Origin of the sequence: Vibrio sp. RC586 (genome assembly GCF_000176715.1) — a bacterium.
Classification (GTDB): domain Bacteria; phylum Pseudomonadota; class Gammaproteobacteria; order Enterobacterales; family Vibrionaceae; genus Vibrio.
Genome location: NZ_ADBD01000008.1, coordinates 409,242 through 422,029, shown reverse-complemented (window position 1 = coordinate 422,029; position 12,788 = coordinate 409,242). Strand labels below are relative to the sequence as shown.

Annotated in this window: 11 protein-coding genes; 6 read left to right on the top strand and 5 right to left on the bottom strand. The window is 49.1% G+C overall.

Annotated features, from left to right (window positions below; all coding sequences use genetic code 11):
* The first annotated feature begins 42 nt into the window (after positions 1–42).
* Complete coding sequence (locus tag VOA_RS08595) at positions 43–543, top strand: YgjV family protein (protein ID WP_000367970.1); 501 nt, start codon at positions 43–45, stop codon at positions 541–543.
* 40 nt (positions 544–583) lie between these two features.
* On the opposite strand, the gene VOA_RS08600 is transcribed toward VOA_RS08595, so the two are convergent.
* The gene (locus VOA_RS08600) at positions 584–2,251 is read right to left on the bottom strand and encodes a GMC family oxidoreductase (protein ID WP_000970842.1); all 1,668 of its coding nucleotides are present in this window, start codon (positions 2,249–2,251) and stop codon (positions 584–586) included.
* Positions 2,252–2,325: 74 nt separating this feature from the next.
* Positions 2,326–3,804 (bottom strand): coniferyl aldehyde dehydrogenase, encoded by a 1,479-nt coding sequence (locus tag VOA_RS08605; RefSeq protein ID WP_001037091.1) that lies wholly within the window; start codon positions 3,802–3,804, stop codon positions 2,326–2,328.
* 165 nt (positions 3,805–3,969) lie between these two features.
* Here VOA_RS08605 and VOA_RS08610 point away from each other — a divergent pair, with 165 nt between their 5' ends.
* A complete protein-coding gene (locus VOA_RS08610) occupies positions 3,970–4,995 on the top strand; it encodes an AraC family transcriptional regulator (RefSeq protein ID WP_000456850.1) in 1,026 nt (341 codons plus the stop codon).
* Positions 4,996–5,057: 62 nt separating this feature from the next.
* Here the strand turns inward: VOA_RS08610 and ctlX are convergent, their stop codons facing one another.
* Positions 5,058–6,026, bottom strand: coding sequence for a citrulline utilization hydrolase CtlX (gene ctlX / locus VOA_RS08615; RefSeq protein ID WP_001100617.1), 969 nt, complete (start codon positions 6,024–6,026; stop codon positions 5,058–5,060).
* 408 nt (positions 6,027–6,434) lie between these two features.
* Between ctlX and vcaM the strand changes: the two genes are divergently transcribed.
* Both vcaM and VOA_RS08625 read left to right on the top strand, forming a co-directional pair.
* Complete coding sequence (vcaM, locus tag VOA_RS08620) at positions 6,435–8,294, top strand: multidrug efflux ABC transporter VcaM (protein WP_000475364.1); 1,860 nt, start codon at positions 6,435–6,437, stop codon at positions 8,292–8,294.
* A gap of 151 nt (positions 8,295–8,445) precedes the next feature.
* Positions 8,446–9,150, top strand: a complete 705-nt coding sequence (locus VOA_RS08625; RefSeq protein WP_001043275.1) for a hypothetical protein — start codon at positions 8,446–8,448, stop codon at positions 9,148–9,150.
* A gap of 86 nt (positions 9,151–9,236) precedes the next feature.
* Here the strand turns inward: VOA_RS08625 and VOA_RS08630 are convergent, their stop codons facing one another.
* Complete coding sequence (locus VOA_RS08630) at positions 9,237–10,280, bottom strand: alkene reductase (RefSeq protein WP_000129740.1); 1,044 nt, start codon at positions 10,278–10,280, stop codon at positions 9,237–9,239.
* 149 nt (positions 10,281–10,429) lie between these two features.
* On the opposite strand from VOA_RS08630, the gene VOA_RS08635 reads away from it, so the two are divergent.
* Positions 10,430–11,005: a TetR/AcrR family transcriptional regulator gene (locus VOA_RS08635; RefSeq protein WP_001261553.1), complete on the top strand. Its 576-nt coding sequence runs from the start codon at positions 10,430–10,432 to the stop codon at positions 11,003–11,005.
* 72 nt (positions 11,006–11,077) lie between these two features.
* On the opposite strand, the gene VOA_RS08640 is transcribed toward VOA_RS08635, so the two are convergent.
* Positions 11,078–11,707 (bottom strand): LysE family translocator, encoded by a 630-nt coding sequence (locus tag VOA_RS08640; RefSeq protein WP_000568040.1) that lies wholly within the window; start codon positions 11,705–11,707, stop codon positions 11,078–11,080.
* 203 nt (positions 11,708–11,910) lie between these two features.
* Here VOA_RS08640 and VOA_RS08645 point away from each other — a divergent pair, with 203 nt between their 5' ends.
* On the top strand, positions 11,911–12,741 hold the full coding sequence (locus VOA_RS08645) for an AraC family transcriptional regulator (protein WP_001283937.1): 831 nt from the start codon (positions 11,911–11,913) through the stop codon (positions 12,739–12,741).
* Positions 12,742–12,788: the final 47 nt, after the last annotated feature.

The window sequence follows — 12,788 nt, the reverse complement described above, 5'->3', positions numbered from 1 at the left end:
GCCCCTCACTTTGAGGGGCGCTTTCACTAAAGAGACACAACAATGGACAATGCATTAGCGCAAGGCATAGGTGGTATTGCGTTTCTGGTCGGTGTGATGGCCTTTTGGCAAAAAGACGACATGCGCTTTCGTTATCAGATGGTCGCATTTTGCTTCATCATGGGCATTCATTTTGCCTTGTTGGGTGCGACCGTTGCAGCCATCGGTGTCGTGATTAACGGCATGCGCAGTTTTGCTTCGATCAAAACGCAATCGCGCAGAGTCATGTGGTTTTTTATCGCGTTGATGTGGCTGATGACGCTGCCCAACATCACCCACTTTTTCGAGTTTATGACTGTGTTTGGATCGTCAGTGGCGACTTGGGCGCTGTTTTCTAAACGAGGGGTCGCCCTGCGCAGCCTGATTCTGTTTAACTCGCTGTGTTGGGTTAGCCACAATATTTGGCTTGGCTCCATCGGCGGCACGCTCGTGGAAAGCACCTTTATTGTGACTAACTTGATCACCATTTACCGCTTACATCAGCACAACCAAGGTAAGCGGTAAACCCATGGTCTAAATGGCTTAACTCATACTCTTGTCTGGGTTACGTCATTTCGCAATGTGTCGCTTCACTATGTGCCGTTGAATTACGCCCCTCGTAACCGTCACCTTGTTGATACTGCGCTTTAATCACATCGGCAATTTTCTCCGCAATCATAATGGTCGGGGCATTGGTATTGCCACCCACTAAAGTGGGCATAATTGACGCATCGACCACTCTAAGCCCCTCAATTCCATAGACATTCAATTCATGATCCACGACCGCCATAGGATCATCCGCAGGCCCCATTTTACAAGTGCCAACAGGGTGATATTGCGTATCGGCACGTTGGCGAATATCGTGCTCAATCGCTTTATCATCAGAGGCATCGACAGGATAAAAGTTCTCGCCACGAACTGCGTTGAACGCTTCACTCTCTAACATCTGATGCTGCTTCTTCCACCCTTTGATCATGATCTCCATATCTTCTGGATGGCTAAAAAATGCGGGATCGATGCGAAGTGCATCATAAGGATTCGAGCTATTGAGCTTTACGGTGCCGATACTCTTGGGTCGTAACAAGGTGACGTGCGAGCTAAAACCATGGCTGATATGTATTTTCCGCGCATGATCATCCACCACCGCGACCACAAAAACGAACTCCAGATCCGGAACATCAACCTGCTCATCAGAATACAGAAAGCCAATCCCTTCGGCGTAGTTACTGCTTAATTTCCCAGTACGCTGTTTTATCCACTGTGGAAACGCCTTGATCATCTCGGAGACCATTGGCAATGAGATACCAAAGGTTTCGCGCTTTGCGCTGCATCGGTAGGTATGCACTAAGTCGATATGGTCTTGCAGATTCTCACCAACACCTTTCAGTTCATGGATGGCGGTAATTCCATGCTTTTCAAGATCACTCTTGGCTCCTATGCCAGACAACATCAAGATTTGTGGTGAACCAAAGGCCCCTGCGGAAAGAATCACCTCTTTCCGACAACGGATCTGAAAAACCTGCCCCTGCATACCGTACTCAACACCAACGGCGCGCTGGTCTTCAAACAGCACTCGATGGGTTGTTGCAGCCGTGAGCACCGTCAGATTCGGTCTGTGCAGATTGGGAGTCAGATAAGCCTTCGCAGCACTACACCGCTCCCCGTTAAGTTGCGTCACTTGCGTGGTCATTGCCCCAAACTGTTCAGCGCCGTTGAGATCGGGATTACGTGGAACGCCAATGGATTCACAAGCGGCCAGATAGCGCTCGACCATTGCACTCGGTGAACGTAAGTTGGCGACATTCAGTGGGCCACCTTGTCCATGATATTCATCATGGTGAACTTCGTTGTTTTCCGCTTTTTTGAAATAGGGCAAACAGGCGGCATAACTCCAACCTTGGTTGCCCAATTCCCCCCACAGATCGTAATCAAACTTATGACCTCGTGAGTACATCATGGCATTAATCGAACTTGAGCCACCTAAGGTTTTTCCTCGTGGCTGATAACCTTTTCGGCCGTTCAGCCCCGGCTGAGGAACCGTTTCAAATCCCCAATTGTTTATTTTGGTAGGCATCATCGCCACCATGCCCATCGGGGTATGAATCAGCGGGCTTGAGTCTTTGCCCCCAGCCTCAATCAAACACACAGTCACATTGGCATCTTCCGTAAGGCGGGAGGCCAAAACACAGCCTGCCGAACCGCCGCCGACAACAATAAAATCATATTCCATCATGTCCTCTCCTCTCACTCGTTTTGATCTTTGTTCTTAGAATGTTTTTGCTCGGTCAACCGATATGGGAAGCACCATTACAGGGTAGGATCTGCTTTACCCACAAAGAGTCTAACCACTAACTTCTGCACCCAATTTCCATAAGGGGGCGCAAACAGCTGAATGGGAAACCAATCTCGCATTTTCAGCACCGTGCGCGCATGGCTCAGCTCACGGAATCCTTCCTCACCATGGTAATTACCCATTCCAGAATTCCCCACACCACCAAATGGCACTGCGTGATTCAATGCATGCCATCCCCAGCCATTGAGAGTGACACCCCCACTGTGAGTCAGTGTTAGCAAGGCTTCACACTGAGCTGCATTCTGACTAAATAGGTAACAAGCGAGTGGCCTTGGTCTTTGAGTAATGTAACGAATCACCTCATCCATCGAACGGTAGGTGTACACCGGCAGCAGTGGACCAAAAATTTCTTCTTGGCAAATACGCATATCCGGCGTCAAATTCGTTGCAATATAGAGTGGCGTTTTTCGACCCTCACCCTCATCAAGACATTGAGTGATCGCGGCCCCTTTAGCGCGCGCATCAAGCAACAAATCATGGAATCTTTTGTGCTGCGCCTCATCCACCAAAGCGGTGTAGTCTGGGTTGGTTTTAAGATCACGGTACATTGCGCGGTGGGCACTTCTCAGCGCGTCAACAAAAGCTTCTTGCTTACCCTCCGGCACAAACGCATAGTCAGGTGCAATACAAATTTGCCCTGAATTGAAGCCTTTCCCATGCGCAATTCGCTGTGCCGCCTTGTTCACGTCATAGTCATCAAACAAGACCACGGGCGATTTTCCGCCCAGCTCTAAGGTCACCGGAGTCAAATTGGCAGCCGCATTCGCCATAATGATTTTGCCGCTCGCCGGAGATCCAGTGAACACCAGATGATCAAAGGGGAGATGGGATATCTCCATTGCTTCAGGATGCTGACCATCAACGATACGCACCAAATTTTCGGGGAAGATTTCCAATAGCATGCGGCGCAATTGTTTTGTCGTCGCTGGGCAGTTTGGCGGCATTTTAATCATGCAGTGATTGCCTGCGGCCAGCGCCGTGATCATCGGCCCTAGCGAAAGATATAGGGGGAAATTCCAAGGACAAATAATGCCCACAACACCTTTGGGTTGGTAACGAACTTCAAGCTTATTGCCTTTAAACAGCCATTCTGTCGGTCTTCGGCTGGGTTTCATCCAGTGGCTTAAATGGCGCAGCACATGATTGATATCGAGAATAGGGGCAAGAATATCCGCCATGATTGACTCTGTATGGCAACGCCCACCAAAGTCTTGGCTCATCGCTTCAGCCAGTACATTTTGATAACGCGAGATCTGTTTTTTCAGCTCTAACAAACGCTGTTTTCTCACCGCATAACGGCTCAAAGGATCAGCCTGATAAGCCATGCGTAATTCAGAAAACCACGTTGCGAGTTCGCTTGTTTGAGACTGATGACCACTCATCTCATCGAAAGCGCCCTGATCTCCCTGCTCTTGCTTTGCTAGCTTATTCATGTTTTTCTCCCACCGTACAATTTGTGTGATTACAACATTTCGATAACACTAAGCACAGGTTACAAAAAGACAAAAAACGGTGATATTCGGACAAATTCGAGCTGACTGATGTGGCTCGCAACCCCTTTTCGAACCATCATTATCGAAATAAATCAGGAGAGAAATGTGGAATACACTGCTGTTTATGAGCCAGATACACAGACTTTCGGTGTACTGGATTTACAGCTTCTGGTTCGTTACCTTGAGCCGACAGTCGATGTGGAAGCCTTACTCAAGGGCAGTGGCATCACGGTCAAACAGTTGCATTCACCGGAAACGCACGCCACGCTCGCGCAAAAGTTGGTGGTTTTTAGCAACGCGCTCGCGCTCTGCCATGAAGCGGGGCTTGGCCTCAAAGTCGGGCAACAAGCCCGTTTTAGTGACTTTGGGGTGCTGGGCTACGCCATTTTTAGCAGCAATACTTTGCTGGATGCATTGATGATGGGCTTTAAATATCTGCGTCTTGCGGGGCCAGTATTGAAGAAAAAGATGTGGGTTAACGAGCAATCCGGCCACTTCCAAGCTGATCAACTTATTGATTTACAATATTTATTACCCTTTTGCTGTGAATATTGGTTTGCTGCCATTCAAAGCCTTTGTGAAGAAGTTATGCAACACCCTTTTCCTTCAACGCTGATTCGTTTTCCTTACCCAAAGCCCGAATACAGCGAGCGGTATCAGCAGATATTTCAATGCACCATTGAATTCGACAGCCCACGGTTGGAGTGGCAGTTTGATGCATCAAGCTTATACGCACCGCTTCCCGCTGCAAACCCAATGACCTTACAAATGTGCTTAAAGTCGTGTGATGAAATGTTGGCAAAAGTCTCGGGCAATGCCTCTTTAAAAGAGAAAATCACCCAGATCTTGGTGGAGAATCTCGGCAATTACCCCTCCATTGAACAGTTGGCTGCTGAGCTGGGGATGTCTTCTCGCACATTGAGACGCCATTTAAAAAATGAGGCGACCAGCTATCAGCAGATCCTCGATCACGTTCGATATCATCTTGCTCGCCATTATCTCGCCTCCACCCAACTGCATATTGAAGAGATCTCTGAACGCGTTGGTTTTTCAGATGCCGCTAACTTTCGCCATGCATTTCGTAAATGGAGTGGGTATTCACCAAAGCAGTATCGACAGCAAACGCTGTAAGTCGCCATCCAACTCCAGCGCCATTAGCTCGCCGCTGGGTATTCTGGCAGTAAGAGTCTTAGTTACCCTTTGGGCAAAAACAGCTCGGCCAACATACAGCGCACACTGCCACCGCCGATGGTTTCTATGGTCGGTACGGCGAAAGGCAGCAACTTACCGTGAGTGGCAAGCTGGTTGAGTTGAGCGGGTGTAAAAGCCTCATAAGCCGATTGCGACATTGCAATCACTTTCTGACCATCATGCGTTTCTAGTTGCAGGATATTGCCGCAGAAGTGGTTCATCTGCTCTAGCGAGATCGAAATCACCTGTTTATCTTTGGCGAGCGATTTCACGACAAATCGGCGCTCATATTCGGGGATCGCTTCATCACAAATCACGCAGAAATGTTCTCCGATCGCCATCATCACATTGGTGTGATAAATCGGCGAGCCAGAGGGCAATCGAGTTTGGAATGACACCACTCGCGAATAGCCGATCTGTTCGGCATACACTTCCAACACTTCACGATCGCAGCGCTGTGAAAGTCCCGCATAAATGGTGCGATTGGGGTGATCCATCACCATCACGCCGGTACTTTCCAAAAACGCTTGCTGATCCGTAAACGCCAGCAAAGAGTGCTGCTCTTTCACCACAAAGCCCTGTTGTTGCAAGGTCTGAATCAAGGCTTCGGGGCGCACTTCCAAACGGCGGTTCGCACACGCCATCGGGAACAAAAACAGCTCGCCCGCGTCAGTGGTACTGAACCAGTTATTGGGGAACACCGCATCCGGCGTTTCACCATGGCCTTGAGGGTAATCAAATACCACAACCTCGACCCCCGCTTGGCGAAGACCGTTTACCATGGCGTTAAACTCAGCCATGGCGCGCTGCAAAATGGTTTCAGCGCTGAGTGCCAACGGGTTTTGAAAGGCATTATCTTGCGCAGTTTGCGCATTAAAACCGAACTCTTTCGGTGGCACCATAACGACGGCGCGAGCCGTTTGCGCAGCAGAGCGCGGAATCAACATATTGGGTTGCAGATGAACATTCATAAATAGGCACTCATCACCGATTTCACCCCAAAAGTGTAAACAGAATGTTAACTAAAGATTTGCTGATTTTGATGAATTTCAATCGATAAATTTTATCTTTTTACTGAAAAAATGATTCATTACAGTCAAATTTACTGGCGTTGTGGATGACATCGGCTGGATTCACTTAGGAATACCACGCCAAACGAATTAGCTCACTCGCCTGTAAGCAAACAACTTGGAGTGGCAGCTTCAACTCGGAAGGTATATACGCAAATGACTTGGCGTTGCAGGTCGCAAGGGTATAACTTCAAGTCACCAATGGATAACGTTATACTGCTGGCGTTTTAACAAAAAATCATATTTTGGCGGACGCTCGAACGCGTGCTTTTTCCTACTCTTCCGCCCTTTCACAGCAAGGATTTTCTCATGTTTAAGCTATTTGAAAGCTTTACCGAACCTTTTCCCCAAGGTGACCCCCAGCGCCCCCCCAATACTTTGTGGGCATTCTGTCGTCACTACACTCGTGGCTTTGAAAAACCGCTGATGGTGATGGCGTTACTCAGCACTTCAATCGCGGTCATTGAAGTTTCCCTGTTTGGTTTTATGGGAAAACTGGTGGATTGGCTTTCCACTAGCCACCCAGAAACCTTTTTGGCGGAGAATCAAAGCACATTGATTGGACTGGGTTTGCTGGTACTGATTGGTATGCCGATGCTCATCGCCCTCTATTCGTTGCTGATCCATCAAACACTCCTCGGTAATTACCCGATGTCGATCCGGTGGTTGGCGCACCGTTACCTGCTCAAGCAAAGCGTGTCGTTTTATCAAGATGAATTTGCAGGGCGCATCTCAACCAAAGTGATGCAAACGGCGCTCGCGGTACGTGAAACCGTGATGAAAAGCCTTGATGTGTTTGTGTATGTGATGGTCTATTTCACCGCGATTGTGGTGATTTTGGCGCAGGCCGATTGGCGCTTAATGATCCCGATGCTGATTTGGCTAACCATCTATGTCACGGTACAAATGTATTACGTGCCTAAGCTGAAAAAAGTCGCCTCCGAGCAAGCCGATGCACGATCATTGATGACTGGGCGCATTGTCGATAGCTACACCAACATCATGACCGTAAAGCTGTTTTCACATAGTCAACGTGAAACACAATACGCCGAAGAAGGCATGCAAGATTTTCTGGGCACCGTCCATCGCCAAATGCGTTTAGTGACCGGTTTTAATATTTGGGTTGAGATGGCCAACTATTTGTTGGTATTTACCATTGCAGCCCTGTCGATTTATCTGTGGACCACCAGCGCCATCAGCGTCGGTGCCATTGCAGTTGCAGTCAGTTTATCCTTGCGTATCAACGGCATGTCTAAATGGATCATGTGGGAAGTCAGCGCCCTGTTTGAAAACATCGGTACCGTCGTGGATGGCATGACCATGCTCGGCAAACCGATCACAGTGAAAGATAAGCAGGATGCTAAACCCTTGGTGGTTAAGCATGGCGGCATTACGTTTGATGATGTGAGCTTCCACTACGGTGAAAACAAAGGCGTGATCAACCATCTCAACCTCAACATCAAACCGGGTGAAAAAGTCGGTTTAGTGGGGCGTTCTGGAGCCGGTAAATCGACGTTGGTGAACCTATTACTGCGTTTTCATGATGTGGAAAGCGGGCGGATTTTGATTGATGGTCAGCCGATTTCAGAGGTGACCCAAGAATCACTGCGCAGCAAAATCGGCATGGTGACACAAGATACTTCACTGCTGCACCGCTCCATTCGCGACAACATTTTGTATGGCAATCCGAACGCGACCGAGGAGCAGCTGTTGAAAGCCACAGCGCAAGCCCACGCTCATGAGTTCATCCTTGGTTTAACCGATCCGCATGGCAACAGCGGTTATGATGCACAGGTCGGTGAACGTGGCGTCAAACTCTCCGGCGGGCAACGCCAGCGGGTTGCGATCTCTCGCGTTCTGCTCAAAGATGCGCCTTTGTTGGTGCTCGATGAAGCGACTTCTGCGCTCGATTCCGAAGTGGAAGCGGCGATTCAAGAGAGCCTCAATGAGCTGATGCAAGGCAAAACCGTGATTGCGATTGCGCATCGTCTTTCGACCATCGCCGCGATGGATCGCCTGATCGTGCTCGATAAAGGCCAAATTGTTGAGCAAGGTACTCACCAAGAGTTGATTGCGCAAAACGGCATTTATGCTCACTTGTGGGCGCATCAAACCGGTGGCTTTATCGGTTGTGATGAAGACGAAGCGGAAGAAGCAATACTGGCGTAACTCGAATCAGCACAGAATAAGCCCGCGACCATTCGCGGGCTTTCCTCTTTCTGGGCTTTTGACTTAGAATTTCGCTACTTTTTCCATGCATTAACCGAGAAGCACTTGGCCGTTATGCCAAGGTGAGACTTTGAGTAACCAAGAGAACACCATGAATAAAAGCCTTATTACCAATGTAGTGGCGCTGGCCCTGATGGGTGTCGGCTATTTCCTGCCTAACCACTATGCCTTTTACGCGGGGCTGTTTGCCTTTTCCGGCGCGATCACCAACTGGCTCGCCATCCATATGCTGTTTGAAAAAGTGCCGGGACTGTATGGCTCTGGCGTGATTCCCGCACGTTTTGAAGATTTCAAAGCCGCCATCAAAAATCTGATGATGGAGCAGTTTTTTACCGATGCCAATATCGACCGCTTCCTCAATAAAGAGATGAATGGCGCGTTGAACCTCGATCTGCAACCGGTAATCGCCAAAGTCGATTTCAACCCGACCTTTGATTCGCTTGTCGAAGTGATAAGCCAATCCTCCTTCGGTGGCATGCTGGCGATGTTTGGTGGCGCGACCGCGCTTGAGCCACTGAAACAGCCATTTGTGGAGAAGATGCAAACGGCGCTTGTCGAGATGAGCCAAAGTGAGTCGGTACGTGAAGCCCTAAAGGGGCAATTGGAATCCCCCGCGATGCTGGATGAAATCAAAGCCAATATCGAAGGCATCATAGATCAGCGCTTAAATGAGCTGACTCCGCAATTGGTCAAAGAGATCGTGCAGAAGATGATCAAAGAGCATCTAGGCTGGCTGGTGATTTGGGGCGGCGTGTTTGGTGGTTTGATTGGCCTTGTTTCAGCGGCTTTGGTTTAACTTTGGTTTAAACATCCGCACTGTAAACCTAAAAAAATCAGCCCCAATAATGGGGCTGTTTTTATCAATAAAGGTAAAACACCGGGTTAGTAAAGCTCCGTTAACATCGAATCTTGGTACGCTTTTAGCTCTTCACCCTGTTGAACACGGGCGATGTAATCTGGGTTAGCGATAAATGGACGACCAATCGCGAGCAGATCAAACTCATTATTTTCAATCGCAGTGGCACCCGTTTCTGCACTAAAACCGCCTACACCCATCAGCGTTTTTGAGTAGTGCTGACGCAAGTAAGTCGACACTCGGCCACCTAAGAAATCAAAGGTCACACTGTCATCAAACATCCCTTCATGCAGATAGGCCAAATTGCGTTTTTCCAACTCAGGCAGTAAATAATCAAACACTTCACGATCACGCGGGTCAGCTTTGATGTTGAAATACGCCCCCGGAGACACACGCAGCGCGGTGCGCTCTGCGCCAATACGTGCGATCACCGCATCCACCACTTCCAAAGCAAAACGCGCCATATTGGCCGGCGTTTCGCCGTACTCATCGCTGCGTTGGTTCGAATCAAAATGCAGGAACTGGTCAATGAGATAGCCGTTCGCGCCATGAATCTCGACGCCATCAAAACCCGCCAAGCGTGCATTTTCCGCCGCTTGTGCGTAATCGGCCACCAGTTGCTTGATCTCCGCTTGGCTCGCCGCTTTCGGTACTGTGTACTGCAATTCACGGCGGCGTGGCAAGCAGCCTTCTAAACCAAGTGCAGAAGGTGCCAGAACGTATTCACCCGCAAAAAAGGCAGGGTGCGCCACTCGTCCGGTATGCCATAGCTGAGCGAAAATCTTACCGCCATTGGTATGCACCGCCTCTGTCACTTTCTTCCAACCAGCAATTTGTGCCTGTGTAAACAGCCCAGGAGTATTCGGGTAGCCTTGCCCGTCGGGGCGAATAATCGTGGCTTCGGAAATGATCAATCCCGCATCAGCGCGGCGCGCGTAATACGCCACCATGGCATCGGTCGGCACCAAATCATCATCGGCCATGCAACGCGTCAGTGGCGCCATTGCAATTCGGTTATTTAAGGTAATCACATCGTTGAGCGCGTATGGCTGAAAAAGAATATCGGTCATTTGAGTTGTCCTGTAGTTGTCCGTTGCGCTTATGCTAGATCATTCTTGAACAATCGCTCAAGAATTTTTTTGAATGAACGTTCAAGATACTTTGTCATCGACTCCGTTTAGCGCTAGAATCGCGCCATGTTCGATGAAGAGAGAGTGTTGTGCGAGTAGCTGAATTTGACCGTGAGCAGGTGTTGCGATCCGCGATGGATGAATTTATGTCCAAAGGATTCAACAAAACCAGCATGCAAGATTTAAAACGCGTGACCGGTTTACACCCTGGCTCGATTTACTGCGCGTTTGAAAATAAGCGCGGTTTGCTGATTGCCGCCCTTGAGCAATACACCAAGCAACGCGTTTCGGAATTTAATGCGATTTTCGCCGCACATCCCACCATCTTAGCGGGATTAGAGCAGTACATGGCGATGGTCGTGGATGAGTGCGAACGCGATGAGATCAAAGATTGCTTGCTGCAAAAAGCGCTCAATGAACTCTCTTGTCAGGATGAAGAAGTCGAAACGCTGATCCGCGCCACTGTCGGTACTTGGAAGCAAGGCATGCTTGCGCAATTGCAAGAAGCGCAGCAGCGCGGCGAGATAAACCCAGACAGTGACTGCGTGCTGCTCACCGAATATTTGGTGATGGGGATTTATGGTTTACGCTCATTTGCCCACACTCGGCCGGAAAAGGGCTTACTCAGCAAGCTCGCCGATAAACTGTTGGACGCGATTCGTTGATCCATCGGTCTTGGTCGTTCTTACAAAAAAGCCACAGATGCAGTCTGTGGCTTTTTCACTTTTTGGGCGATATCACACAAAATCGCTGAGCATCCACAGCGCTAATAACAAAAATACCCCACCCATCACTTTGTGCTGATAAGTGCGAAAGCGCTGATTGTCGACCAGCGAGCGACCAAACACGCCAATCAAAGCCACCAACAGCAGATTAAACAGCAAGCCGCACACATTCAGCACCATACCCAGCGCGAACATCTGTTCGGCAGAGCTGGCCGCGATATTGGTTGAAACAAACTGCGGCAAAAACAGCACAAAAAACACCAAGGCTTTTGGGTTCAGCAAATTGCTCACTAAAGCGCGTTGGTAAAAGGTTTTTGCTACCGCTTGTGCCTCATCCAAGGTGGGCGCTTGCGCTGCATCAGCGCGCAAACAATCCCATGCCATTTTGAGTAGGTATGCCCCACCCAACAAATGCAGCACATTGAGCGCCAATGGGTTCATCGCAATCAGTGCAGAAACCCCGAGCGCCGCGAGTAAGGTTAAAATCATCCCTGATGTCGCATTGCCCAAGCTGGCAAACAAACCCACTCGGCGTCCGTAGCTCATACTAGAGCTCGCAATCAGCAGCATATCTGGCCCTGGGATCAGCAACAACGCCAATACCGCGGTGAGATAAACCGGTAATACCGAAACATCAATCATGTTGAAAATCTTGTGAAAGCAGGAAAGCGGCGGATTTTATAGGAGACATACTGCCATTTCCATATGAAAGATAATCCAAATAAACTCATTTCTAGCCAGAGATAAAATAATGCGGATTTTGATTAGTACAGAAGCGCAATTTTGTACAAAAATTTTCTCGCACTTTGCAGTAGACTCGCAAAGGAAAAGCACAAGGAAGCGTGATGAGCGACTCAGCAGGCAAAATTAAAGAACAAGCAAAATTTCAGATTGCCGAAGAATTTGGCGGCCTAGAGCTGCTCGATGCGCAATACGAAACGCAGAATTTTTCTCGCCACAGCCATGAAGGCTATACCGTGGGAGTGATTGAGCGCGGTGCACAATCTTTCTACCGCACCGGCGGCACTCATATTGCGCCGCAAGACAGCATTATTTTGGTCAACGCCGATGAAGTGCACACCGGACACTCTGCCGTCGAAGGTGGTTGGGCGTACAAAGCCATGTACCCGCTGCCCGAGCAGTTTGCCACGGTTGCAAAAGAAATTGGCGCCAATACCGGCGCGCCTTATTTTCCACAAGCGGTGGTGTATGACCCCGAACTCGCAAGCCAACTGCGCTTAGTGTTTGAAACCCTTGAGAAATCGACTAACCGCTTGCTACGTGAAACCCTGATTTACGCCAGCTTAGTCAAGCTGATGACGCGCCACGGCCGCACTGCGCCAAAAACCGATCAACCGCTATCTGCACTGCGGCCATTATTGCTAGTTAAAGAGTTTCTGGATGACTTTCCGCAGGCCGATGTTTCACTCGAAGAGCTGGCACAGCTGGCGGGATTAAGTCCTTTTCATCTGGTGCGGACCTTTCAAAAACAGTTTGGCTTACCGCCCCACGCTTATCAAATCCAAGCACGCTTGCGTCTCGCGAAAACCCTGTTAAAGCAAGGCGTAAGTATCTCGGAAACCGCGCAAGAGTGTGGCTTTCATGATCAAAGCCATCTGCATCGCCACTTTAAAAAAGCGCTCGGCATCACGCCAAAACAATACGCCAAACCTTAAGCAAGCAGAGCAAGATTATCCAAGATGACCCGCTTATCCCTATGCTT

Excerpts from the sequence above, each read along its gene's own strand:
- VOA_RS08595 (WP_000367970.1), top strand. The coding sequence starts at position 43 with ATGGACAATGCATTAGCGCAAGGCATAGGTGGTATTGCGTTTCTGGTC.
- VOA_RS08600 (WP_000970842.1), bottom strand. The coding sequence starts at position 2,251 with ATGATGGAATATGATTTTATTGTTGTCGGCGGCGGTTCGGCAGGCTGT.
- VOA_RS08605 (WP_001037091.1), bottom strand. The coding sequence starts at position 3,804 with ATGAATAAGCTAGCAAAGCAAGAGCAGGGAGATCAGGGCGCTTTCGAT.
- ctlX (WP_001100617.1), bottom strand. The coding sequence starts at position 6,026 with ATGAATGTTCATCTGCAACCCAATATGTTGATTCCGCGCTCTGCTGCG.
- vcaM (WP_000475364.1), top strand. The coding sequence starts at position 6,435 with ATGTTTAAGCTATTTGAAAGCTTTACCGAACCTTTTCCCCAAGGTGAC.
- VOA_RS08625 (WP_001043275.1), top strand. The coding sequence starts at position 8,446 with ATGAATAAAAGCCTTATTACCAATGTAGTGGCGCTGGCCCTGATGGGT.
- VOA_RS08630 (WP_000129740.1), bottom strand. The coding sequence starts at position 10,280 with ATGACCGATATTCTTTTTCAGCCATACGCGCTCAACGATGTGATTACC.
- VOA_RS08640 (WP_000568040.1), bottom strand. The coding sequence starts at position 11,707 with ATGATTGATGTTTCGGTATTACCGGTTTATCTCACCGCGGTATTGGCG.
- VOA_RS08645 (WP_001283937.1), top strand. The coding sequence starts at position 11,911 with ATGAGCGACTCAGCAGGCAAAATTAAAGAACAAGCAAAATTTCAGATT.